Here is a 24991-nt window from a genome sequence, read left to right as displayed (position 1 = left end):
CAGAGGGTGGGGCGGATGATCGACGCGTACGAAGACCCGGGCACGCCCGACTGCCGTGGCGGCGGCCGGTATCTGTGGTGGCTGTGCACCAGACAGGCGGGCCGCTCGGTGGCCGGGGCGGCGCTGGCGACCGTCTGGATGGGGCTGCTCGCGCTGACGCCGTACCTGCTGTCGCGCGCGATCGACGACGGTCTGGAGCCGGGCGACGAGGCGGCGCTGGTGGGCTGGGCCGCGGCCATGCTGGGCGCGGGGGTGTTCAACGCCCTGCTGGGCATGTTGCGGCACCGCACGATGACCAAGCTCCGGATGGACGCCCACTTCCGTACGGTCAAGGTCGTGGTGGGGCAGGCGACCCGGCTGGGTGCCGCGCTGTCGCGCCAGGTGGGGGCCGGTGAGGTCGTCACGATCGGCGTCGGCGACGTCCAGACCATCGCCACCTCCCTGACCGTGGTCGGTCCCGGTGTGGCCGGGGTCCTCACCTACGGTGTCGTGGCCGCGCTGCTGCTGTCGGTCTCGGTCCAGCTTTCCGTGGTGATCCTGCTCGGTGTGCCGGTGATCACCGTGCTCCTCGGGCCGATGATGGGGCGGCTGCAGGGCGCGGAGACCGAATACCGCGAACGGCAGGGTGTGCTGACCGCCCGGATCGGCGACCTCGCGAGCGGGCTGCGTGTCCTCAACGGTCTTGGCGGCAAAGGGCTGTTCGCCGACTCCTTCCGCCGCGACTCGCAGGAGCTGCGGGCGCAGGGGTACCGGGTCGGGGCGGTGACCAGCTGGATCCAGTCGCTCGGGCTCGGGCTGCCGACGGTGTTCCTCGCCGTCGTGACCTGGCTGGCGGCCCGGCTCGCCGCTCAAGGGTCCATCACCATCGGCGAGTTGGTGTCCGTGTACGGCTATGTCGCGGTCCTGGTGATGCCGGTGGCGTTCCTCATCGAGTGCGGCTACCAGGTCAGCCGGGGGCTGGTGGCCGCCCGGCGCGTCGTACGGTTCCTGGCCCTTGAGCCGCTGGCCACCGACGGCGCCGCACAGGACGCCCCCGCGGAGCCGTCGACGCTCCTCGACCCGGAGTCCGGTGTGCGGGTGGCGCCGGGCAGGCTGACCGCGCTGGTCGGCGCCCGCCCCGCGGACTCCGCCGCGGTGGTCGACCGGCTCGGGCGGTACGCGGAGTCGGCGGCGACCTGGGGCGGCGTACGCCTGGACGAGATCGACCTGTCCCAGCTGCGGCGGCGGATCCTGGTCGCGGACAACGAGGCCGATCTGTTCGCGGGCACCCTGCGCGACCTGGTCTCCGGCCGGCGCGACCACGACGAGCAGGCCGTCTCGCGGGCCGTGCACGCGGCCGTCGCGGACGACATCGTCCTCGGGCTGCCGGACGGACTCGACTCGGCCGTCGACGCGCAGGGCCGAAGTCTGTCCGGAGGCCAACGGCAGCGCGTACGCCTGGTGCGGGCGCTCCTCGCCGATCCCGAGGTGCTGCTCGCGGTCGAGCCGACCTCGGCGCTCGACGCCCACACCGAGGCGACCGTCGCCGCCCGCCTGCGGGCCGCGCGCCACGGCCGTACGACGGTGGTGACCAGCACGTCACCGCTCCTGCTCGACCAGGTGGACACCGTGTCCTACCTGGTGGACGGCAAGGTCGCGGCCAGTGGCAGTCACCGCGAACTCCTCGACGGGGAGCCGGAGTACCGCGCGCTGGTGGCCCGGGACGCGGACGCAGAGGACGTAGAGGACGAGGAGGCCGTGCGATGAGCGGGCAGCTGCCGGTCGCCGAGGAGGCCGACGTGCGCCGGGCCTCGGTCCGGCTGATCAGGGTGGACGGGCGGGCTTTCGCCTTCGTGCTCGCCCTCAACGCGCTGGCCGCCGGGGCCGGTCTGGTCGGGCCGTGGCTGCTGGGGCGGATCATCGACGAGGTGCGGGGCGGGGCCGGGGTGGGCGTCGTGGACCGGCTGGCGCTCGTCATCCTGGTGTGCGCGCTGACGCAGGTGCTGGTGGCGCGGGCCGCCCGGTATGTGGGACACCGATTCGGGGAGCGGACGCTGGCTCGGGTGCGCGAGGAGTTCGTCGAGCGGGCGCTCGCGCTGCCCGCCTCGGTGGTGGAGCGGGCCGGCACGGGCGATCTGACGGCGCGCGGCACTGCGGACGTCGCCATGGTGGGCACCACCTTGCGCGACGCCCTGCCCGAACTGCTCATCTGCTCTGTGCAGTCGCTGTTCATCCTCGGCGCGGTCTTCGCCCTGGACCCGCTGCTCGGCGGCTGCGGGGTCCTCGGCCTGGTCGGCATCTGGTTCGCCACGCGCTGGTATCTGCGCCGGGCGCGCACCGCCTATCTCGCCGAGGGCGCCGCCACCTCGGAGGTGGCCGAGATCCTCGGGGCCACCGCCTCGGGCGCCCGCACGGTCGAGGCCTTCGGGCTGCAGCGTCGCCGGACCGTCGCGAGCCGGGACGCGATCGAGACACTGCGCCGCACCCGGATGCGGACGCTGTTCCTGCGCAACGTGTTCTTCCCGCTGGTGGAGATCTCGTACGCCGTCCCCGTGGTCACCGTGCTGCTGGTGGGCGGCGCGCTGCACGCGCGGGGTGCGATGAGCCTGGGTGCGGTGGTCGCGGCGGCGCTGTATCTGATGCAGCTCGTCGACCCGCTGGACACGATCCTGAACCGGGTCGAGCAGCTGCAGAGCAGCAGCGCGTCCTTCGCCCGCGTCGAGGGGCTCGCCCAGGCTCCGCGGGCCACCTCCGCGTCCGGCACCCCTGCATCCGGCACCTCCGCGACCGGCTCGCCCGCCCCGGTGGACGACCGGATCGACGTGACGGACGTGCGCTATTCGTACGACCGCGGGGGCGAGGTGCTGCGCGGGGTCGACCTGACCGTGCGGCCCGGGGAGCGGCTGGCCGTGGTCGGCCCGTCCGGCGCCGGGAAGACCACGCTGAGCAGGCTGCTCGCGGGTGTCGACGCGCCGAGCTCGGGCTCGGTGACAGTGGGCCGGGTGCCGATCGTCGGCCTCGATCCGGAGCAGCTGCGGCGGCAGGTCGTCCTCGTCACCCAGGAGCACCACGTGTTCCTTGGCACGGTCCGCGACAATCTGCTGATCGCCGAACCGGCCGCCACCGACGCCGAGTTGTGGGCGGCGCTCGCGGCGGTCGGCGCCGACGACTGGGCCGGGGAACTGCCGGACGGCCTGGACACCGAGCTGGGCTCGGGCGGGCACCCCACGGACGGCTCGCGTGCTCAGCAACTCGCCCTGGCCCGCGTCGTCCTGGCGGACCCGCACACACTCATCCTCGACGAGGCCACGGCGCTCCTCGACCCGACGACCGCCCGCCACACCGAGCGCGCGCTGGCCGCCGTACTCGAAGGTCGCACCGTCATCGCGATCGCGCACCGGCTGCACACGGCGCACGACGCGGACCGGGTGGCCGTCATGGAGGACGGCCGGCTGACCGAACTCGGCACGCACGACGACCTGGTGGCGGCCGACGGCGCGTACGCGGCGCTGTGGCACTCGTGGCACGGCGAGGGGCGGCCTGCCGACTGAGGGCCGCCTGCCGAGGTCCCGGGCCCCGCTTCCGAGCGAGGAGGAGCGTGTGCCTGCGGGGCTCAACCATCCCTCCGCATACCGAACATGGCCACCCGGACAACGAACGATTTCCGGCCAATTTCTTGATGCGCTCCTGACAGACAGCGCATTCCACTGCCACTCTTCCCACGGTTACTTCACAGCAACCCCACAGCCCCACCGGCAACACCGCTGTGGCGTGCCGCAACACCTCCGCACCTGCACCCGCACATGGTTCCGCGTACCGCCCTGTTCTGCCCGGACGGTCACCCTTCGTCCGGTCTCCCCTGGCCGTGCGACCCGCGGCCACGCAGAAGGAGTCAGTGTTGAGAAGCAGCTCCCCTCACAGACGCACCCCCCACACCTCGCGGCGTCGTGCCGCAGCCGTCGCCCTCGTCGGCGTCGCCGCCCTGATCTCCGCGGCCGTCCAGTCGGGCGCCGCGACCGCAGCCCCGGAGAAGGCACCGTCGGCCGCGGGCAAGGTCAATCCGGGCGCCGTACCCGTGAAGCTCTCCCCCGCCCAGCGCGCCGCGCTGATAGCCGACGCCGAGGCGGCCAAGGCGGACACCGCCGCGGACCTGAGCCTCGGCGCCAAGGAGAAGCTCGTCGTCCGGGACGTCGCCAAGGACGCGGACGGCACGGTCCACACACGCTATGAGCGCACGTACGACGGACTCCCGGTCCTCGGCGGCGACCTGGTGGTCGACACCGCCAAGTCGGGCGCGACCGAGGGCGTCGTCAAGGCGACCAGGTCCGCCATCAAGCCGGCGACGACCACCGCCGCGCTGCCCGCCGCCAGGGCCGAGACGCAGGCCCTGGCCGCCGCGAAAGCGGAGAAGGCCAAGAGCCCGGACGTCAACCGGGCGCCCCGCAAGGTCGTCTGGGCCGCGAGCGGCACTCCGACCGTGGCGTGGGAGACGGTCGTCGGCGGCTTCCAGCACGACGGCACCCCGCAGGAGCTGCACGTCGTCACGGACGCCACCACCGGTGCGAAGCTGTACGAGTGGGAGGCCATCGAGACCGGCACCGGCAACACGGTGTACAGCGGCACGGTCACGCTCGGCACCACGCAGTCCGGAACGACGTACAACCTCACGGACGGCGCGCGCGGCGCCCACAAGACGTACAACCTGAACCGCGGCACCTCCGGAACCGGCACGCTGTTCTCGGGCTCCGACGACGTGTGGGGCAACGGGCTGGCGTCCAACCTGGAGTCGGCCGGCGCCGACGCCCACTACGGCGCGGCACTGACCTGGGACTACTACAAGAACGTGCACGGCCGCAGCGGCATCAGGGGCGACGGCGTGGGCGCGTACTCGCGGGTCCACTACGGCAACAACTACGTCAACGCCTTCTGGTCCGACAGCTGCTTCTGCATGACGTACGGCGACGGGTCGGGCAACGCCAACCCGCTCACCTCGATCGACGTCGCCGCCCACGAGATGACGCACGGTCTCACCTCCGCCACCGCGGGGCTCGTCTACAGCGGCGAGTCCGGCGGTCTGAACGAGGCGACCTCCGACATCTTCGGCTCCACGGTCGAGTTCTACGCGGCCAACTCCTCCGACGTCGGCGACTACCTCATCGGCGAAGAGATCAACATCAACGGCAATGGCACGCCGCTGCGTTACATGGACCAGCCGAGCAAGGACGGCGCGTCCAAGGACAGTTGGTACTCGGGGATCGGCTCGATCGACGTCCACTACTCCTCGGGTCCCGCGAACCACTTCTTCTACCTGCTGAGCGAGGGCAGCGGCACCAAGACCATCAACGGTGTCACCTACAACTCGCCGACCGCCGACGGGCTCCCGGTCACCGGGATCGGCCGTGCGAAGGCGGAGCAGATCTGGTTCAAGGCGCTCACCACGAAGTTCACCTCGACCACCAACTACGCGGCGGCCCGCACCGGCACGCTCGCGGTGGCGGGTGAGCTGTACGGCACCACGAGCGCCGAGTACGCGGCGGTGCAGAACGCCTGGGCGGGCGTCGCGGTCGGCGCCCGGGCCGGCGGTGGCGGTGGCGGCGGTACGTCGTTCGAGAGCACGACCGACGTATCGATTCCGGACAACGGAGCGGCGGTCACCTCCTCGATCGCCGTCACCGGGCGTACCGGTAACGCACCGACGAACCTCGCGGTCGCCGTGGACATCGTGCACACCTACATCGGTGACCTTCAGGTGCAGTTGGTGGCCCCCGACGGCACGGCGTACACGCTGAAGGGGTACAGCACCGGCGGCAGCACGGACAACCTCAACACCACCTACACGGTGAACGCCTCCTCCGAAGTCGCCAACGGAACCTGGCAGTTGAGGGTCCAGGACAACGCGGCCGTGGACACCGGCTACATCAACAGCTGGAAGCTCACGTTCCCGTAGGGGATCCCCACCAGACAGGGCGCCGTCCCGGAGGTTCAACTCCCCGGGGCGGCGCCCTCTTTTGCCCGGCAGGGGGTTTGCTTTGACGTCTCCTTTACGAAGATCGAGTCCGCATTGCGTACCTCGATCATCAGCCAACGGACGCTTTTCGGCCAACATTCATTCGGCCTCCTGACATGTACGCGCCCCGGGTGTCACTCTTCCACCGCACGGCTCACCCGCACCGCAACTTCACCTTCCGTTCGGCCACCCCATGCCGTTCGGTAGCCCCCACTAAGGAGTTCGTTGTGACCCCCCTCTACGCGCGTCACAAGCGCACCACTCTGGCCATCGCCACCGCTGTCGCGGCCGGAGCCCTGCTCGCCACCGGTATGACCACCGGTGCTTCCGCCGAGGTCGCCGCGGCTCCCACCGCCAAGCCGACGCTCCCCGGCGCCCAGATCCAGCTGTCCGCGGCCGCACGCACCTCCCTGATCCAGGAAGCCGACGCCGCAACTCCCCAGACCGCCAAGGAGATAGGCCTCGGCGCCAAGGAGAAGCTCGTCGTCAGAGACGTCATCCAGGACGCGGACGGCACGCTCCACACGCGCTACGAGCGCACCTACGACGGACTCCCCGTCCTCGGCGGCGACCTGGTCGTCCACGAGACCGCGGCCGGCAAGACCGAGAGCGTCACCAAGGCGACGAAGGCGACCATCAAGGTGGCCACCCTCACGCCCACCGTCACCTCCGCGAAGGCCGAGAAGCAGGCGCTGACCGCCGCCAAGGCCGCCGGCTCGGAGAAGACCGCGGCCGACGCGGCGCCCCGCAAGGTGATCTGGGCGGCGGACGGCACCCCCGTGCTCGCCTATGAGACGGTCGTCGGCGGCCTCCAGGACGACGGCACCCCGAACGAGCTGCACGTCATCACCGACGCGGCCACGGGCGCGAAGCTGTACGAGTACCAGGGCATCGAGACCGGCACCGGCAAGAGCCTGTACTCCGGCACGGTCACCCTCGGCACCACGCTGTCGGGCTCGACCTACCAGCTGACCGACACCTCGCGCGGCAGCCACAAGACGTACAACAAGTCGCACACCACCTCCTCGTCCGCGGGCACCCTGTTCACCGACGCGGACGACACCTGGGGCACCGGGGCGGCCTCCAGCTCGACCACCGACCAGACCGCGGCCGTCGACGCCGCGTACGGCGCGCAGACGACCTGGGACTTCTACAAGAACACCTTCAACCGCAGCGGCATCAAGAACAACGGCGTCGCCGCGTACTCCCGCGTCCACTACGGCAACGCGTACGTCAACGCCTTCTGGGACGACAGCTGCTTCTGCATGACGTACGGCGACGGGTCCGGCAACGTCAAGCCGCTCACCTCGCTGGACGTGGCGGGCCACGAGATGACCCACGGCGTCACCTCCAACACCGCGGGCCTCAACTACAGCGGTGAGTCCGGCGGTCTGAACGAGGCCACCTCCGACATCTTCGGCACGGCGGTCGAGTTCTACGCGGCCAACTCCTCCGACGTCGGCGACTACCTCATCGGCGAGAAGATCAACATCAACGGCAACGGCACGCCGCTGCGCTACATGGACCAGCCGAGCAAGGACGGCGCGTCGGCCAACTACTGGTCCTCGACGCTGAAGAACCTGGACGTCCACTACTCGTCCGGCCCGGCGAACCACTTCTTCTACCTGCTGAGCGAGGGCAGCGGCGCGAAGACCATCAACGGGGTGAGCTACAACTCCCCGACGTCCAACGGCGCCACGATCACCGGCATCGGCCGGGCCAAGGCCAGCCAGATCTGGTACAAGGCGCTCACCGAGTACATGACGTCGACGACCACGTACGCGGGCGCCCGCACGGCGACCCTGAGCGCGACGGCGGCGCTGTACGGCTCCACCAGCACGGAGTACGCGACCGTGGCGGCCACCTGGACCGCGGTCAACGTGGCCTGACGCTCCGGCACCGGCTGACTGGGCGGTACCCGGCGGGAAGGCGACTCCGGGTACCGCCCTACGCTGTGCCCCATGCCCTACACGTACGAGGACGTGGGCGCGACCCGCGAGGACCGCTGCCCGCCGGGTTTCCACCGAATGCATGTCCGCACCAGGATCGGCGAGGGCGAAGCCGTCTTCCGCCGCGCCTCCGAGGCCCTCATGACCTGGGAGATGCACCGGGAGATGAGCGGCGTCAGCATCACCTGCGACGCCGACAAGGCGGCCCCCGGCGTCGACGTCACGGTCGGCCTCGGCCCGCTCAAGGCCCCCTGCCGCGTCGTCTGGACGGTCGAGGAGTACCGCCGCACCGCCTGGGCGTACGGCACGCTGACCGGCCACCCGGAATGCGGCGAGGAAGCCTTCGAGATCACCCGAACCGGCGACGGCACCGTCTGGCTCACCATCACCGCCTTCAGCCGCGGCGCCAAGTGGTACGCCCGCGCAGGCGGCCCGGCGACGCGGGGTCTGCAGCACGCGTACGCCCAGCGGTGCGGGAAGGTGCTGCGGCGGCTGTGCGCACCGTTCGAGCAGATCTGACCGGCACCGGACCCTGACGGTTACAGCAGCCGGGCCACGGCCACCGTCACGCCGGCCGCGCCCCACGCCGCCACGACGCCGAAGGCCAGTTGGACGAGGTCCCACTGGAATCGGGGCACCCAGCGGCCGGCGCGTCCGCGCAGTGTGGCCCAGCGGGCGATGTCCGGTCTGCCGGTGAAGAACGCCGCCGCGGCCGTGCCCAGGACGAGCCCGGCAGCAGCGGCGGGCACGTCCGGCAGCGGGGCGTACGACGTCGCCACCACTGCCGCGCCCAACCCGCCGAACAGCCAGGCCCCGCACCCGATGAGCAGCACCAGCGTGGCGCCCCTCTTGTCGAGGATCACTCGCTCACCTCATCAACACCCCGGCCGCCTCCACCAGTTCCTCCGACGGCACCGCCACAAGCCCCAACTCCGCGCTGGACGCCAGCAGTCGGTGCGCGGGCAGGATCCGGACGGTATATCCGAAGGGCCCGGTCCTGTCCAGGGAGAGCGGACCCTCGTACACCCAGCATCCCTCCAAGTCGGGGCCGCCCGCGGGCTTCAGCGGCACCGCCACCGCGTCCGCGATGCGGTCGTCGGAGTCGACGCGGCCCGCCACCGCCTGGACCTCGACGTCGTCGGGGCCGAGGTCGCCGAGGCCGACGCGGACCCGGACGGACAGGGTGGTGCCGAGTTCGGCGGTGGTCGTGGCGGAGGCTGCCTCGACGTGGTCGACGGTGACGTGCGGCCAGGCCGCGCGGACGCGGGACTTCCAGGTGGCCAGCTCGCGGGCCGTGTCCGCGGTGAGGGAGCGGTGGGCGTGGGCGGCCGGGGCGTACAGGCGCTCCACGTATTCACGCACCATCCGGCCCGCGAGGACCTTCGGACCGAGGTGGGTGAGCGTCTGGCGGACCATCTCGATCCAGCGGTCGGGCAGGCCGCCCTGGCCGCGCTCGTAGAAGCGCGGGGTCACCCGCTGCTCCAGCAGGTCGTAGAGCGCCGCCGCCTCCAGTTCGTCACGGCGGTCGTCGTCCGTCGCCGTGCCGTCGGCGGTCGGGATCGCCCAGCCGAAGTCGGGCTGGAACCACTCGTCCCACCAGCCGTCCAGGACGGACAGGTTGAGGCAGCCGTTCAGCGCGGCCTTCATGCCGGACGTGCCGCACGCCTCCAGCGGGCGCAGCGGATTGTTCAGCCAGATGTCGCAGCCCGGGTACAGCTTCTGCGCCATCGCCATGCCGTAGTCCGGCAGGAACACGATCCGGTGGCGTACGCGCGGATCGTCCGCGAACCGGACGAGCTCCTGGATCAGGCGTTTGCCACCGTCGTCGGCAGGGTGGGCCTTGCCCGCGATGACGATCTGGATCGGCCGCTCGGGGTGCAGGAGCAGATCCATCAGCCGGTCGCGGTCCCGCAGCATCAGGGTCAGGCGTTTGTACGAGGGGACGCGGCGCGCGAAGCCGATGGTGAGGACGTCGGGGTCCAACACCCCGTCGATCCAGCCCAGTTCGGCCGTACCCGCGCCGCGCTGGCGCCAGGACGCGTGCAGCCGCTCCCGTACCTCGACCACCAGCTGCTCGCGCAGAACGCGCCGCAGATCGAAGATCTCCTGGTCCGCGATGTCGGCCACGGCGTCCCAGCGCTCCGAGCCGCCGACCGTCATCGCGTCCTCGGCGCGCTGGGCGCCGATCTGCCGGGCACCGAGCCGGAAGACCTCCGGCGCCACCCAGGTCGGCGCGTGCACGCCGTTGGTCACCGAGGTGATCGGGACCTCGTCCGGGTCGAAGCCCGGCCACAGGCCCGAGAACATCTCCCGGCTGACGTGACCGTGCAACAGCGAGACGCCATTGGCCCGTTGGCCGAGCCGCAGCCCCATCACGGCCATGTTGAAGAGGTTCGGCTCACCACCGGGATACGTCTCCATGCCCAGGGCCAGGACCCGTTCCACGTCGATGCGCGGGAGTTCGGCGTCCGGACCGAAGTGGCGGGCCACCAGCTCCCGGTCGAAGCGGTCGATTCCGGCGGGCACGGGCGTGTGGGTCGTGAAGACCGTGCCGGCCCTCACCGACTCCAAGGAGGCCTCGAAGTCCAGCCCCCCGTCGGCCAGTTCGGCGATCCGCTCCAGGCCGAGGAACCCCGCGTGCCCCTCGTTCGTATGGAACACCTCGGGCTGCGCATGGCCGGTGAGCCTGCAGTACGTCCGTACCGCGCGCACCCCTCCTATGCCGAGCAGCATCTCCTGCAGCAGCCGGTGCTCGCTGCCGCCGCCGTACAGCCGGTCGGTCACCCCGCGTTCGCCGAGGTCGTTCTCCTCGACGTCGGAGTCGAGCATCAGCAGCGGCACCCGGCCGACCTGCGCCAGCCAGACGCGGGCCCGCAGCGCCCGCCCGCCGGGAAGGGCCAGCGAGACCTGGGCCGGTGAGCCGTCGCTCTCGCGCAGCGGCACCACCGGGAGCTCGTTCGGGTCCAGGACCGGATAGTGCTCCTGCTGCCAGCCGTCCCGCGACAGTGACTGCCGGAAGTAGCCGTGCCGGTAGAGCAGCCCCACGCCGATCAGCGGAACGCCCAGGTCACTGGCGGCTTTCAGGTGATCGCCCGCGAGGATGCCGAGGCCCCCGGAGTACTGCGGCAGCGCGGCCGTGATGCCGAACTCGGGCGAGAAGTAGGCGATGGCGGCGGGCAGTTCGGGAGTCCGGCTCTGGGTCTGGTACCAGCGGTCGCCACTCACGTAGTCGCGCAGCTCGTCGGCTGCCGCGGCAAGCCGGCGCAGGAAACGCCGGTCCTCCGTGAGCTCCGCGAGACGGCCGGGCGACACGGAGCCGAGCAGGCGCACGGGGTCGCCGTCGGAGGCGGCCCAGCGCTCGGGGTCGACGGACTGGAAGAGATCGCGGGTCTCGGCATGCCAGGACCAGCGCAGATTGCGCGCCAGGTCACTGAGCGGGTGAAGGGCTTCGGGGAGTACGGGGCGGACGGTGAACCTGCGGATTGCCTTCACGATTGTGCACCTCTTTGCGCCTAAACCGGCGCCGCTCTCGCGGGCCTGGTTGCTCGCCGTCGGGGTACCTCAATTGATGGTTGCGCCGAGTGGTCCCGAAGGAAGCCACCGCCCTCGACGGTAGCGGTCAAAGGCCTCCGTAACCACGGCGCATCGAGGGTCTCGGAGGTCGGGCGTCGGCAATCACTCCCCCGGTTACTTCTGCGGAAATTCGTCGCAACGTTCACGTGTACCCCAAGACGGATATGGCTGATTCCGCCCGCATGGGCGGCCTTGTGGCACTTCGCACCGCACGAGAGGCTGCCAACGGCGTACCGCCCGAGCTCGGCCCGCGCCGGGCCGTCCCCGGCCGCGTACGCCGAATTGAGGAGGGGAACTCAAGTCATGGCACAGACGGAAAAGAGGCGTCTGCGCTGGGCGGGAGGTCTCACCGCGGTTGCGACGGCCGCGGTGCTTTCGGCCATCACCCTGCCCGCGCACGCCGCCCCGGAGGGGCAGATACTCGGCGCCGGTGCCCCCGGCTCCGTCAGCGGCAGTTACATCGTGACCCTCAAGGGGGGAACAGACGCTCCGTCCCCAACCGGCAAAAGCATCGCGGAGAAGTACGGGGCGAGAATCAGCCACACCTACGGCACGGCCCTCAACGGCTACGCGGTGACGGTCGACGAGAAGCAGGCCCGGCGGCTCGCGGCCGACTCCCGCGTGGCCTCGGTCGTACAGGACACCCGGGTGACGTTCGACCACAGCCAGAAGAACCCGCCCTCCTGGGGCCTCGACCGCATCGACCAGCGGGGCCTGCCGCTGAACAAGAGCTACACATGGCCCGACTCGGCGGGCAAGGGCGTGACGGCGTACGTCATCGACACCGGAATCCGGATCACCCACAAGGACTTCGGCGGCCGGGCGAGCTACGGCTGGGACTTCGTCGGAAACGACAAGACCGCCAAGGACGGCAACGGCCACGGCACGCATGTCGCCGGCACCATCGCGGGCACCAAGTACGGCGTCGCCAAGAAGGCCAAGGTCGTCGCCGTCCGCGTCCTCGACAACAACGGCTCCGGCACGACCGCACAGGTCATCGCGGGCATCGACTGGGTGACGAAGCACGCGAAGAAGCCGGCGGTCGCCAATATCAGCCTCGGCGGGTACGCCAACGCCCAGCTCGACGCCGCCGTACGCAACTCCATCGCCTCCGGCGTGACGTACGCGGTGGCGGCGGGCAACGACGGACTGCCGGCCGGCCTCTACTCCCCCGCCCGGGTCAAACAGGCCCTCACCGTCGGCGCGAGCGACAGGACCGACGCGCGGGCGAGCTTCTCGAACACCGGCTCCGTCCTCGACCTGTTCGCGCCGGGCGTGGCGATCACCTCGGCGTCGTACGCCAGTGACACGGGGAAGGCGACCTACTCGGGTACGTCGATGGCGAGCCCGCACGTGGCGGGCGCGGCCGCGCTCTATCTGGCCGACCACACCAGGGCCACCCCGGCACAGGTGGGCAAAGCACTGGTCAAGCAGGCGGTTCCAGGCAAAATCTCGGGCGCGGGCCTGGGTTCGCCGAACAGGTTGCTCCAGGTCGGCACCCCCTAGCAGGCTGCGGGAACAGGCACCGGCCTCGCCCTCACAGGACGAGGCCGGTCCTGTGTGTAGACATACGCGCGAGTAGTTAACAAAGTGCCGGTTGCCCACCCGAATAGGGTGGGAAGGCTCCCCCGGTACGCCCCGCAGACCTCACCTCCCCACACCCTCATCCGCCCACCCACGTTGACGCGGACAGGAGCGGTCATGCCCGCCACGCACCACACGTCGCCACCCCCGACGACCAGCCCCGAGACATCCCCCATACGCACGGCCGACGCCGGTCGCCGCAAGCCGGAGAAACCCTCCGCCGGCACCGGCAGCAGCACCGCCGCGACTCCGGAGACCGAAGAGATCACGGCGCCTGTCACATCCGTGGCGCCTGTCGCACCCGTGGCACCCGTGGCACCGATCAAGACCACGGAGACCACGAAGGCCAGGGAGGCGATCGCGCCCGTCCCACCCGTCGCGCCCGCCGCAACCATCGGCCGCATCCCCCTCCTCGACGTGCACCCGATCGTCGACCACGGCCGATGGCCCGCGAAGGCGGTGGTCGGCGAGGCCTTCGAGGTGTCGGCCACGGTCTTCCGCGAGGGCCATGACGCGGTCGCCGCGAACGTCGTCCTGCGCGACCCGGAGGGCCGCACCGGACCCTGGACCCCCATGCGTGAACTGGCCCCCGGCACCGACCGCTGGGGCGCCACGGTGTCCGCCGGGAAACAGGGCCACTGGACGTACACGGTGGAGGCGTGGGGCGATCCCGTCTCCACCTGGCGCCGGCACGCGGGGATCAAGATCCCGGCCGGCATCGACACCGAACTGGTCCTGGAGGAGGGCGCGCGGCTGTACGAGCGGGCGGCCACCGGAGTGCCGAAGAGCAAGGGACGCCGGGAGACGCTCCTCACGGCCGCCGACGCGCTGCGCGACGTGGAACGCCCCGCCTCGGCCCGTCTCGCCGCCGCCCTCACCCCCGAAGTGGACCGCATCCTCGCCCGCCATCCGCTGCGCGAACTCGTCACGTCCTCCGAGCCGTTGCCTCTGCGGGTGGAGCGTGAAAGGGCGTTGTACGGCGCCTGGTACGAGTTCTTCCCGCGTTCCGAGGGCACGCCCGAGCGGCCGCACGGCACGTTCCGTACCGCCGCCGAGCGCCTGCCCGGCATCGCGAGGATGGGCTTCGACGTCGTCTACCTCCCGCCGATCCACCCCATCGGCGGCACCTTCCGCAAGGGCCCCAACAACACGCTGTCCGCGGGCCCGGAGGATGTCGGCGTGCCCTGGGCGATCGGCTCCCCGGAGGGCGGGCACGACGCGATCCACCCGGATCTCGGCACGATCGACGACTTCGACGCGTTCGTACGCCGGGCCGAGCGCGAAGGGATGGAGATCGCCCTCGACTTCGCGCTCCAGTGCTCCCCCGACCACCCGTGGGTGCAGAAGCATCCGGACTGGTTCCACCACCGCCCTGACGGCACGATCGCGTACGCCGAGAACCCGCCGAAGAAGTACCAGGACATCTACCCGATCGCCTTCGACAAGGACATGCCGGGTCTGGTCCAGGAGACGCTGCGGGTGCTGCGGTACTGGATGAGCCATGGCGTACGGATCTTCCGCGTCGACAACCCGCATACGAAACCGGTGCTGTTCTGGGAGCGGGTGATCGCGGACATCAACCGCACCGACCCGGACGTGATCTTCCTGGCGGAGGCGTTCACCCGGCCGGCGATGATGCACACCCTCGCCAAGACCGGCTTCCAGCAGTCGTACACCTACTTCACCTGGCGCAACACCAAGGAGGAGCTGACCGAGTACCTGACCGAGCTGTCGGGCGAGGCGGCCGCCTACATGCGGCCCAACTTCTTCGTCAACACCCCTGACATCCTGCACGAGTTCCTCCAGCACGGCGGGCGCCCGGCCTTCGAGCTGCGGGCGGTGCTCGCCGCGACGCTGTCGCCGACGTGGGGCGTGTACAGCGGCTTCGAACTCTGCGAAAGCACCCCGTTGCGGGCCGGCAGCGAGGAGTATCTGGACTCCGAGAAGTACCAACTCCGGCCGCGCGACTGGGAGTCGGCGGAACGTGAGGGTCGTAGCATCGCGCCCCTGCTGGGCAGGCTCAACGCGATCAGGCGCCGTAGTCCGGCCCTTCGCCAGTTGCGCGACCTCCACTTCCACCACACGGACCAGGAGTCGGTGATCGCGTACTCGAAGTCCGTCGCGGACGCCGGGGACGACGGGAGCACCACGGACGGACGCGGTTCGAACACGGTTGTGGTGGTGGTCAACCTCGACCCCCACCACACCCAGGAGGCGACGGTCTCGTTGGACATGCCGCAACTCGGCCTGGACTGGCACGAGTCCGTGCCGGTGCGCGACGAGCTCACCGGCGAAACCTACTACTGGGGCAGGGCGAATTATGTGCGTCTTGAGCCAGGGCACAGTCCCGCGCACATCCTCACCGTCCTGCGACCGTCCTCACCGCAGATCGGAGGGTCACCCACCACATGATCGTCAACGAGCCCGTCCCGGACACGTTCGAGGACACCCCGGCCAAGGACCGCGATCCCGAGTGGTTCAAACGCGCCGTCTTCTACGAGGTCCTGGTCCGCTCCTTCCAGGACAGCAACGGCGACGGCATCGGCGACCTCAAGGGCCTGACCGCGAAGCTGGACTACCTCCAATGGCTGGGCGTGGACTGCCTCTGGCTACCGCCCTTCTTCAAATCCCCGCTGCGCGACGGGGGCTACGACGTCTCCGACTACACCGCCGTCCTCCCCGAATTCGGTGACCTCGCCGACTTCGTGGAATTCGTCGACGCCGCCCACCAGCGCGGCATGCGCGTGATCATCGACTTCGTCATGAACCACACCAGCGACCAGCACCCCTGGTTCCAGGAATCACGCGCCAACCCCGACGGCCCCTACGGCGACTACTACGTCTGGGCCGACGACGACAAGCAGTACCAGGACGCCCGCATCATCTTCGTCGACACCGAAGCCTCCAACTGGACCTTCGACCCCGTCCGCAAGCAGTACTACTGGCACCGCTTCTTCTCCCACCAACCGGACTTGAACTACGAGAACCCGGCCGTGCAGGAGGAGATCACCAGCGCACTCCGCTTCTGGCTGGACCTGGGCATCGACGGCTTCCGCCTCGACGCGGTGCCGTACCTCTACCAGGTGGAGGGAACCAACTGCGAAAACCTTCCGGCAACGCACGAGTTTCTCAAGCGGGTCCGCAAGGAGATCGACACGCACTACCCGGACACGGTGCTGTTGGCGGAGGCGAACCAGTGGCCGGAGGACGTCGTCGACTACTTCGGCGACTACTCCGCGGGCGGCGACGAATGCCACATGGCGTTCCACTTCCCGGTCATGCCGCGCATCTTCATGGCCGTGCGCCGCGAGTCGCGCTACCCCGTCTCGGAAATCCTGGCGAAGACCCCGGCGATCCCCTCCGGCTGCCAGTGGGGCATCTTCCTGCGCAACCACGACGAGCTCACCCTCGAAATGGTCACCGACGAAGAACGCGACTACATGTACGCGGAATACGCCAAAGACCCGCGCATGCGCGCCAACATCGGCATCAGGCGACGGCTGGCGACGTTGCTGGACAACGACCGCAACCAGATCGAACTCTTCACCGCCCTGCTGCTGTCCCTGCCCGGCAGCCCGATCCTCTACTACGGCGACGAGATCGGCATGGGCGACAACATCTGGCTCGGCGACCGCGACGCCGTCCGCACCCCCATGCAGTGGACACCGGACCGCAACGCAGGTTTTTCCTCCTGCGACCCCGGCCGCCTCTTCCTCCCCACCATCATGGACCCGGTCTACGGCTACCAGGTCACCAACGTCGAAGCCTCCATGTCCTCCCCCTCGTCACTGCTGCACTGGACCCGCCGCATGATCGAGATCCGCAAACAGAACATGGCCTTCGGCCTCGGCTCCTACACCGAACTCCAGTCCTCCAACCCCGCCGTCATCGCCTTCCTCCGCGAATACAAGGACGACCTCGTCCTCTGCGTCCACAACTTCTCCCGCTTCGCCCAACCCACCGAACTCGACCTGAGCGCGTTCAATGGGAGGCATCCGGTCGAACTGATCGGCGGGGTCCGCTTTCCCGCCATCGGTGACCTGCCGTACTTGCTGACCCTGGCGGGTCACGGCTTCTACTGGTTCCGGCTCCGCAAGGACGCCGCCTAGAACCCGGGGCGGGGCGGTTTCCACCGCCCCGCCCGGGGCACGCATGAGTAACACCCCGACTCCCCCGGCCTCCGGGCCCTGAGTACCTGGGGAAAGGACGCGACGTCATGTCGGAAGCCATAACCCACTCCGCCACGGCCCCGGTCGCACATTCCGAGCTGCTCGCGTCCCTCGATCCGCTGCTGCGGGAATGGCTGCCACGGCAGCGCTGGTTCGCGGGCAAGGGTCGCCCGGTGACCGGGTTCTCGCTGGTGGCGGCCACCGAACTGCTACCGCCGACCGGCCCGTTGGGCCTGCTCCATCTGCTCGTGCGCGCCCATCAGCCGCTCACGCCGACACAGGGCGCGCTCCCGCACCCGAGCGACTGCTACCAGCTGCTGATCGGCGTACGCGAAGCGTTGCCACCGAGGCTCGCGCCCGCGCTGATCGGGCATCTGGAGGAAGGGCCGCTGGCGGGCCGTACGGTGTACGAGGCGCTGTACGACCCCCGCCCCGCCAACGTACTCCTGGAAGCCCTGCGCGCTCAGGCCCGTATCGGCGAGCTGCGCTTCGAGCGCGACCCTGGCCAGGAACTCCGGGACGATCTGGTGCCGCGTCTGGTGACGTCGGAGCAGTCCAACTCCTCGATCGTCTACGGAGATACGTTCATCCTGAAGCTGTTGCGGCGGATCGTGCCGGGGATCAACCCGGACCTGGAACTTCCGCTGGTGCTGTCCCGGCAGGGCTGCGCCCGGGTGCCGGAACCGGTGGCGTGGATGCTGGCCGAGCTGGGCGAGGAGACGTACACCCTGGGCGTGCTGCAACCCTTCGTCCAGGGGGCGACGGACGGCTGGGAGCTGGCCCTTCGCGAGCTGGCCAAGGGTGAGGACTTCGGTGCCGAGGCGCGGGCGCTGGGCCGCGCCACCGCCGAGGTGCACACCGCGCTCGCCCGCGCGCTGCCCACGGTCACCCTGGGCCACGCGCAGATGAAACCGCTCGTCGACGGCATGACCCAGCGCCTGGACGCGGCCGTACAGGCGGTACCCGCACTGCGTCCGTACGCTCCCGGACTGCGCACCGCCTTCGAGGCGCTGGCCGGCCTGGCCGCCGAGGGCGGCACCTGGACCGCCCAGCGCATCCACGGCGATCTGCATCTCGGGCAGTGCCTGCGCGCCCCGTCCGGCGAGTGGTCGCTGATCGACTTCGAGGGCGAACCGTCGAAGCCGCTCGCCGAACGCCGGATGCCGCAGCCACCGGCGCGGGACATCGCCGGGATGCTCCGCTCCTTCGACTACGCGGCCCACTCGCACCGCCCCCTGTCCCCCGGCTGGGCCGACACCTGCCGGGCCGCGTACTGCACCGGCTACGCCGAGGTCGCCGGGCTCGACCCGCGCACCGACCCCGTACTCCTGCGCGCCTACGAGACGGACAAGGCGGTGTACGAAGTCCTGTACGAGGCCCGGCACCGTCCCGACTGGCTCCCGGTCCCGCTGGCGGCGGTGCGCCGACTCGCGGCGGACGCCACCGCCCCCTGACCGCCCCCGCCCTTCAACCTCTCGAGGAGGCCCTGCCCGTGACGCCCCGCCCCCCGTCCGACGACAGTCCGAAGAAGACCAGCGCGAAGAAGCCCGGTGCGGAGAAGACCGGCGCGAAGAAGTCGGATGCCCTCAAGAAGACGGCGGCTCCTGCGAAGGAGGCCCCCGCCGCGGGGAAGCCCACGGCCAAGAAGACGAAGGCGGCCGGCGACAAGAAGGCTGGGGGCAAGGCGACCGTGAAGGTATCGAAGAAGGCGCCGGAGTCGGTTCCGGAGTCGGTTGAGGTGGACGGTCCCGGGTCGGTCGAGGTGAGCGCCACGGAGTCGGTTGAGGTGAGTGCTCCGGAGTCGGGCGAGGCGGGCGCTCCCGTGTTCGCCGGTGTGCACCCCGGCGACCGGGAGCGGCTGCTCGGCGGCACGCACCACGATCCGCACGGGGTGCTCGGGGCCCATCCCGTGCCGGGCGGTGTCGCCTTCCGGGCCTTCCGCCCGTACGCGCTGGCGGTGACCGTCGTGACGGACGAGCTGCGGGCCGAACTGCACGACGACGGGGACGGCTTCTTCTCGGGCCTGCTGCCACTGCGCGCCGTACCGTCCGCGTACCGCCTGCTCGTGGCGTACGAGGGGACGGTCCAGGAGACCGAGGACCCGTACCGTTTCCTGCCCGCGATCGGCGAGTTCGATCTGCATCTACTCGGCGAGGGCCGCCACGAGCAGCTGTGGCGGGCGCTCGGCGCGGAGCCGATGGTGCACCAGGGCGTGACCGGCACCCGCTTCACGGTGTGGGCGCCGAACGCGCGCGGCGTCCGTGTGGCCGGCACCTTCAACTTCTGGGACGACACCGGGTATCCGATGCGGTCGCTCGGCTCCTCCGGGGTATGGGAGCTGTTCGTGCCCACGATCGGCGAGGGCGAGCTCTACAAGTTCGACATCACACGCTCCGACGGTTCCCGGACCCTGCGGGCGGATCCGATGGCCCGGCGCACCGAGGTGCCGCCGAACACGTCGTCGATCGTCACCGCGTCCCACCATGAGTGGACTGACGAGGCGTGGATGGCCGAGCGGGGTCTCAGGGCGCCGCACGAAGCACCCTTCTCCGTGTACGAAGTCCATCTGGCGTCCTGGCGTCCTGGCCTGACCTACCGCCAACTCGCCGAGCAACTCCCCGCGTACGTCTCCGACCTGGGCTTCACGCATGTGGAGCTGATGCCGGTCGCGGAGCATCCTTTCGGCGGGTCATGGGGCTACCAGGTCACCGGCTTCTACGCCCCCACCGCCCGCCTGGGCACCCCGGACGACTTCCGGTACCTGGTCGACGCACTCCACCAGGCCGGCATCGGCGTCCTCATGGACTGGGTACCCGCCCACTTCCCCCGCGACGACTGGGCACTCGCCGAATTCGACGGACGCCCCCTCTACGAACACGAAGACCCCCTGCGCGCCGCCCACCCCGACTGGGGCACCCTCGAGTTCGACTACGGACGCCGCGAGGTCCGCAACTTCCTCGTCGCCAACGCCGTCTACTGGTGCGAGGAGTTCCACATCGACGGACTGCGCGTCGACGCCGTCGCCTCCATGCTCTACCTCGACTACTCCCGCGAACCCGGCCAGTGGACCCCCAACGAACACGGCGGCCGCGAAAACCTCGACGCCGTCGCCTTCCTCCAGGAAATGAACGCCACCGTCTACCGCCGCAACCCCGGCATCGTCACCATCGCCGAGGAATCCACCGCCTGGGACGGCGTCACCCGGGCCACCCATCACATCGGCCCCGGCGGATTCGGCGGCCTGGGCTTCGGCCTCAAATGGAACATGGGCTGGATGCACGACTCGCTCGACTACGTCTCCCACGAGCCCATCCACCGCAAGTACCACCACAACGAGATGACCTTCTCGATGGTGTACGCCTACAGCGAGAACTACGTCCTGCCCATCTCCCACGACGAAGTCGTCCACGGCAAACGCTCACTCGTCTCCAAAATGCCCGGCGACTGGTGGCAACAACGCGCCACCCTCCGCGCCTACCTCGCCTTCATGTGGGCCCACCCCGGCAAACAACTCCTCTTCATGGGCCAGGAATTCGCCCAAGGAGCCGAATGGTCCGAAGCCCACGGACCCGACTGGTGGCTCCTCGACCCCGCCTACCCCGCCGAACCCGACCACCGCGGCATCCGCGACCTCGTCCGCGACCTCAACACCACCTACCAACACCAACCCGCCCTCTGGCAACGCGACACCGACCCCACCGGCTTCACCTGGATCACCGGCGACGCCGCCGACGACAACGTCTTCGCCTTCCTCCGCCACGACACCAACGGCACCCCCCTGCTGGCCGTCTCCCACTTCTCCCCCGCCGTCCGCCACGGCTACCGCCTCGGCATCCCCGACGACATCCCCGCCTGGCACGAGATCCTCAACACCGACACGGCCCGCTACGGCGGCAGCGACATCACCAACCCCGACCCGGTAAAGCCGGAACCCCACGGCGCCCACGGCCGCCCCGCCAGCATCCAACTCACGCTGCCCCCACTGGCAACCATCTGGCTACGCCCCGCATAGAAGCCTTCTTCGCCCCCTCCGCCCCTACCCATTCCCGTCCCTTGGGGGCTCCGCCCCCAAACCCCCGCTCCTCAAACGCCGGAGGGGCTGAAATTTTCCCCGGCCAGTGCTGAAATCTTCCGCCCCGAGCGGCAGATCTTTCAGCCCGTCCGACGCTGAAATCTTTCAGCTCCGGCCCGGGTGAAATCTTTCAGCCCGGCCCGGGTGAAAGATTTCAGCCCGGGCCGGGTGAAAGATTTCAGCCCGGGCCGGGGGCGATCTTTCAGCCCGGGCCGGGGGCGATCTTTCAGCTCCGGCCGGGGGAGACATCCTTCAGCCGGGCCAGGGGAGATCTTTCAGTTCCGGCCGGGGGAGAGATCCTTCAGCCCGTCCGGCGTTTGAGGACGAGGCCGTCCAGGCCGACAGCGGGGGTCTGGGGGCGGCAGCCCCCAGGAACAAGGGACGGGTAGGGGCGGAGGGGGCGAAAAAACGCCTACACCGCCCCCGCCCCCTTCAACACCCCAGGCAGCTCCCCGCTGTAAAGCACCCCCAACGCCTGCGTAGCCCGAGTCAGCGCCACATACAGATCACTCGTCCCGAACCTCCCGGGTTCGACCACCAACACCGAGTCGAACTCGAGCCCCTTGGCCTGCCGAGGATCGAGAAGCACGACCGCACGAGTGAGATCGGGCGACTCCCCCACCGTCACCCCTTCCAGTCCCCCGGCAAGGGCCCCGTGCAGCCCCCGCGGCGCAATCACCGCAAGCCGCCCCTCGGCAGGCGCCAACTCGGCAACGGCCTTGGCGACAGCACCCGGGAGGTCATCGGAAACGCCGCGCACCCACGGCCGTACGCCAGTACTCCGCACGGACCGAGGCGGCTCGAACCCAGGCTGCTCCGCCCGCAACACCCCCGCCGCAAGGTCCATGATCTCGGACGGAGTCCGGTAGTTGACCGCGAGCCGCACGTGCTCCCACCGGGACCCGACATAGGGAGAGAGGATCCCGTCCCAGGATCCGACCCCACCGGCCTCGGAGGTCTGCGCGGGGTCACCGACCAGCGTCATCGACCGCGTGGGACTCCGCCGCATCAGCAGCCGCCAGGCCATGGGCGACAGTTCCTGGGCCTCGTCCACGATGATGTGCCCGAACGCCCAGGTCCGGTCACCGGCCGCCCGCTCGGCGGCGCTGCGGTGGTCGTCCTCCTCGTGCCGCTCGGCCATCCGCTCGGCGTCGATGATGTTGTGCGCGGAGAGGACCTCGGAGTCCTCCTCGTCCTTGTCCTCGAACTCGTACGTACGGGAGGCGTAGGACACGTCCAACACGCCCTGCGCGTAGGCCACTTGGTTGCGCCGCTCCTGGTCGGCGAGGGCCCGGGCCACCCGGTCGTCCTGGCCGAGGAGTTCAGCGGCCTCGTCGAGCAGCGGCACGTCGGCGGTGGTCCACTCCCGGGTGACCTCCCGTCGTACGGCGTCCGCGTCCCCGTCCGGCAGATACCCCTCGGGCTCGGCGAGGAAGTCGGCGACCACCCGCTGCGGGGTCAGCCGCGGCCACAACTGCTCGATCGCGTCCCAGACTTCGGGGTTCTCGGCCAGCTCGTCGCGGATCTGCGTGATGTCGCTCGCGTCGAGGAGGTTCGAGCCGTCGAAGGGATCTGTGCCGATGCGTTCAGCCAGCATGTCGGTGAGGGTGTTGAGGATGTGGCCCTCGAAGTGCTCACGTGCGACGTTGTGCGGAAGTCGGGCCTCGCGGGTGCGCTCGCGGGCCACCCGTACGAGCCCGGCGTCGAGCATGAGGATGTCCCGGTCGTGCTCGATGGCGATGACGGGGTCGGGAAGCGCCTGCCGGTCCCGTACGACGGCGGCGAGCACGTCGGCCATGTCGGCGCGCCCCTTCACGGCCGCCGCTTCGGAGGTGTCGGAGGCCGTCGCCTTCACGCCCGGGAACAGTTCCCCGATCGTCGCGAGGAGCACACCCGTCTCGCCGAGCGAGGGCAGCACCTCGCCGATGTAGCCGAGGAAGGCGGGGTTCGGCCCGACGATCAGGACGGCACGCTTGGCGAGCAACTCCCGGTACTCGTATAGCAGATAGGCCGCCCGGTGCAGCGCGACCGCCGTCTTGCCGGTGCCGGGCCCGCCCTCGACCACCAGCACACCCTGGTACGGCGCGCGGATGATCTGGTCCTGCTCGGCCTGGATGGTCTGCACGATGTCGCTCATGCGCCCGGTGCGCGCGGAGTTCAGCGCGGCGAGGAGCACCGCGTCGCCGCTCGGGTCCTCGTGCCCGGTGCGCTCGTGGTCGCCGAGGTCGAGGATCTCGTCGTGCAGGTCGGTGACCTGCCGCCCGTCGGTGGTGATGTGCCGGCGCCGCCGCAGGCCCATCGGGGTGTGTCCGGTGGCCAGGTAGAAGGGGCGGGCGACCGGGGCCCGCCAGTCGATGAGGATCGGGGTGTGCTCGGTGTCGTCGGCACGGATGCCGATACGGCCGATGTGGTGGCTGACGCCGGAGGTGAGGTCGATACGGCCGAAGCAGAGCGAACCGTCCACCGCGTTCAGCGCGGCCAGCAGTCCCGAGCGTTCGGCGACGAGCACGTCCCGCTCAAGTCGCGCCTGCATGGGCGTGTTGCCCTGCCCGAGCGCGTCCACGACGGCGGCCTCGGTGACACCGCGCAGCGCGTCCACGCGTGTGTACACCCCGTCGATGAATTCCTGCTCGATCCGCAATTCGTCGTCGGTGAATCCTGTGGTGGAGTCTGTGTTTGAGCCCCTGTTTGACAATTCCACTCCCGGCCCGATATACTCTGCTCAATGAACTTCTTCGCGATTCAATCCCCTTGAAGTCGCGAACCATTAAATATACGCAAGAAAATCCCCCGAGCGCAATTGCTCGGGGGATTTCTTTTTGACCCGTCACCGGTGCGGGCTCACATCACCTCGGACAACTCCTCCAGGAGCCGCCGCTTCGGCCTGGACCCCACCATCGACTTCACCGGCTCACCACCCCGGAACACCATGAACGTGGGCATCGACAGCACCCCGTACGCGAGCGTGGTCCCCGGGTTCGTGTCCACGTCCAGTTGTACGACCTTGAGCCGGTCGCCCTCCTCGGCGGCGAGGGCGCTCAGCACCGGCGCCATCTGCCGGCACGGCGGGCACCAGTCGGCCGTGAACTCCACCAGCACGGGCAGCTCCGCCCCGATCACCTCCGCCTCGAAGTCCGCGTCCGTCACCTCGGCCACACCCGCTGCCTTGATCACCGCGTCCGCCCTCCCAGTTCGCATACGGGTTCCGGGCCACCCGGAACCCCGGCGTCGGCCGCCAGCTCGTCACGCGCCCGCTCCGCCCGCGCCAACTGCTCGCCGACCGTCGCGCGCACCGCCACCAACTCGTCGATCACCGCGTCGAGTTCACCGAGCTTGCGGCGGTAGACCTCGAGCGACGCGGGGCACGAGTCGCCCTGCGGGTGCCCGGCCCGCAGACACTCCACGAAGGGCCGCGTCTCCTCCAGGTCGAACCCGAAGTCCTGCAAGGTCCTGATCTGGCGCAGCAGCCGCAGATCGTCCTCCTCGTACGTCCGGTACCCGTTCTCACCCCGCCGCGCGGGCAGCAGCCCCCGCGACTCGTAGTACCGCAGAGTCCGCGTGGAGGTCCCGGCCCGCGCCGCCAGCTCGCCGATTCGCATGCGTTGACGGTAATCCTTGACGCCGACGTCAATGCAAACAGTGAGGACCCGACCCTGTG

General features: G+C 70.0%; 15 protein-coding genes. 10 read left to right on the top strand and 5 right to left on the bottom strand.

All coding sequences use genetic code 11. The features are described 5' to 3' along the window. The first annotated feature begins 15 nt into the window (after window positions 1-15). The 5 genes from OG219_RS33415 to OG219_RS33395 all read left to right on the top strand — a co-directional run bounded on the left by OG219_RS33415 (window position 16) and on the right by OG219_RS33395 (window position 8454). Window positions 16-1746: an ABC transporter ATP-binding protein gene (locus OG219_RS33415; RefSeq protein ID WP_266832841.1), complete on the top strand. Its 1731-nt coding sequence runs from the start codon at window positions 16-18 to the stop codon at window positions 1744-1746. Further along, a complete protein-coding gene (locus OG219_RS33410) occupies window positions 1743-3530 on the top strand; it encodes an ABC transporter ATP-binding protein (protein ID WP_266832839.1) in 1788 nt (595 codons plus the stop codon). Before OG219_RS33415 ends, OG219_RS33410 begins: the two co-directional genes overlap by 4 nt. A gap of 347 nt (window positions 3531-3877) precedes the next feature. Then, complete coding sequence (locus tag OG219_RS33405; protein ID WP_266832837.1) at window positions 3878-5926, top strand: M4 family metallopeptidase; 2049 nt, start codon at window positions 3878-3880, stop codon at window positions 5924-5926. A gap of 287 nt (window positions 5927-6213) precedes the next feature. Then, the gene (locus OG219_RS33400) at window positions 6214-7875 is read left to right on the top strand and encodes a M4 family metallopeptidase (RefSeq protein WP_266832835.1); all 1662 of its coding nucleotides are present in this window, start codon (window positions 6214-6216) and stop codon (window positions 7873-7875) included. A 72-nt stretch (window positions 7876-7947) separates the two neighbouring features. Then, window positions 7948-8454, top strand: coding sequence for a DUF1990 family protein (locus tag OG219_RS33395; protein ID WP_266832833.1), 507 nt, complete (start codon window positions 7948-7950; stop codon window positions 8452-8454). A gap of 20 nt (window positions 8455-8474) precedes the next feature. On the opposite strand, the gene OG219_RS33390 is transcribed toward OG219_RS33395, so the two are convergent. Next, window positions 8475-8798: a hypothetical protein gene (locus OG219_RS33390; protein WP_266832831.1), complete on the bottom strand. Its 324-nt coding sequence runs from the start codon at window positions 8796-8798 to the stop codon at window positions 8475-8477. 4 nt (window positions 8799-8802) lie between these two features. Then, window positions 8803-11427, bottom strand: coding sequence for a glycosyltransferase family 1 protein (locus OG219_RS33385; RefSeq protein ID WP_266832829.1), 2625 nt, complete (start codon window positions 11425-11427; stop codon window positions 8803-8805). Between the two features lie 384 nt (window positions 11428-11811). Here OG219_RS33385 and OG219_RS33380 point away from each other — a divergent pair, with 384 nt between their 5' ends. From OG219_RS33380 to glgB, 5 genes are all read left to right on the top strand, one after another. Beyond that, window positions 11812-13014: a S8 family peptidase gene (locus OG219_RS33380; RefSeq protein WP_266832827.1), complete on the top strand. Its 1203-nt coding sequence runs from the start codon at window positions 11812-11814 to the stop codon at window positions 13012-13014. Between the two features lie 195 nt (window positions 13015-13209). Then, on the top strand, window positions 13210-15504 hold the full coding sequence (locus OG219_RS33375) for an alpha-1,4-glucan--maltose-1-phosphate maltosyltransferase (protein WP_266832825.1): 2295 nt from the start codon (window positions 13210-13212) through the stop codon (window positions 15502-15504). Further along, window positions 15501-17201, top strand: a complete 1701-nt coding sequence (treS, locus tag OG219_RS33370; RefSeq protein ID WP_266832823.1) for a maltose alpha-D-glucosyltransferase — start codon at window positions 15501-15503, stop codon at window positions 17199-17201. Before OG219_RS33375 ends, treS begins: the two co-directional genes overlap by 4 nt. Window positions 17202-17308: 107 nt before the next feature. Continuing rightward, a complete protein-coding gene (locus OG219_RS33365) occupies window positions 17309-18715 on the top strand; it encodes a phosphotransferase (RefSeq protein ID WP_266832821.1) in 1407 nt (468 codons plus the stop codon). A 38-nt stretch (window positions 18716-18753) separates the two neighbouring features. Next, window positions 18754-21273, top strand: coding sequence for a 1,4-alpha-glucan branching enzyme (glgB, locus tag OG219_RS33360; RefSeq protein ID WP_266832819.1), 2520 nt, complete (start codon window positions 18754-18756; stop codon window positions 21271-21273). 472 nt (window positions 21274-21745) lie between these two features. Here glgB and OG219_RS33355 read toward each other — a convergent pair whose 3' ends face one another. From OG219_RS33355 to OG219_RS33345, 3 genes are all read right to left on the bottom strand, one after another. After that, window positions 21746-23974: a UvrD-helicase domain-containing protein gene (locus OG219_RS33355; protein ID WP_266832817.1), complete on the bottom strand. Its 2229-nt coding sequence runs from the start codon at window positions 23972-23974 to the stop codon at window positions 21746-21748. A gap of 200 nt (window positions 23975-24174) precedes the next feature. Further along, a complete protein-coding gene (locus OG219_RS33350; protein WP_266836321.1) occupies window positions 24175-24489 on the bottom strand; it encodes a co-chaperone YbbN in 315 nt (104 codons plus the stop codon). A gap of 14 nt (window positions 24490-24503) precedes the next feature. After that, complete coding sequence (locus tag OG219_RS33345; protein WP_266832815.1) at window positions 24504-24932, bottom strand: MerR family transcriptional regulator; 429 nt, start codon at window positions 24930-24932, stop codon at window positions 24504-24506. Between the last annotated feature and the right edge of the window lie 59 nt (window positions 24933-24991).

The sequence above is a fragment of the Streptomyces sp. NBC_00038 genome, assembly GCF_026343635.1.
Classification (GTDB): Bacteria; Actinomycetota; Actinomycetes; order Streptomycetales; family Streptomycetaceae; genus Streptomyces.
The sequence above is the reverse complement of the archived record's forward strand: the minus strand, read 5'-3'. Positions and strand labels throughout refer to the sequence as shown.

Bases quoted from the DNA above. Each gene is read 5' to 3' on its own strand.
- OG219_RS33415 (WP_266832841.1), top strand. From the start codon at position 16: ATGATCGACGCGTACGAAGACCCGGGCACGCCCGACTGCCGTGGCGGC.
- OG219_RS33410 (WP_266832839.1), top strand. From the start codon at position 1,743: ATGAGCGGGCAGCTGCCGGTCGCCGAGGAGGCCGACGTGCGCCGGGCC.
- OG219_RS33395 (WP_266832833.1), top strand. From the start codon at position 7,948: ATGCCCTACACGTACGAGGACGTGGGCGCGACCCGCGAGGACCGCTGC.
- OG219_RS33380 (WP_266832827.1), top strand. From the start codon at position 11,812: ATGGCACAGACGGAAAAGAGGCGTCTGCGCTGGGCGGGAGGTCTCACC.
- OG219_RS33375 (WP_266832825.1), top strand. From the start codon at position 13,210: ATGCCCGCCACGCACCACACGTCGCCACCCCCGACGACCAGCCCCGAG.
- treS (WP_266832823.1), top strand. From the start codon at position 15,501: ATGATCGTCAACGAGCCCGTCCCGGACACGTTCGAGGACACCCCGGCC.
- OG219_RS33365 (WP_266832821.1), top strand. From the start codon at position 17,309: ATGTCGGAAGCCATAACCCACTCCGCCACGGCCCCGGTCGCACATTCC.
- OG219_RS33345 (WP_266832815.1), bottom strand. From the start codon at position 24,932: ATGCGAATCGGCGAGCTGGCGGCGCGGGCCGGGACCTCCACGCGGACT.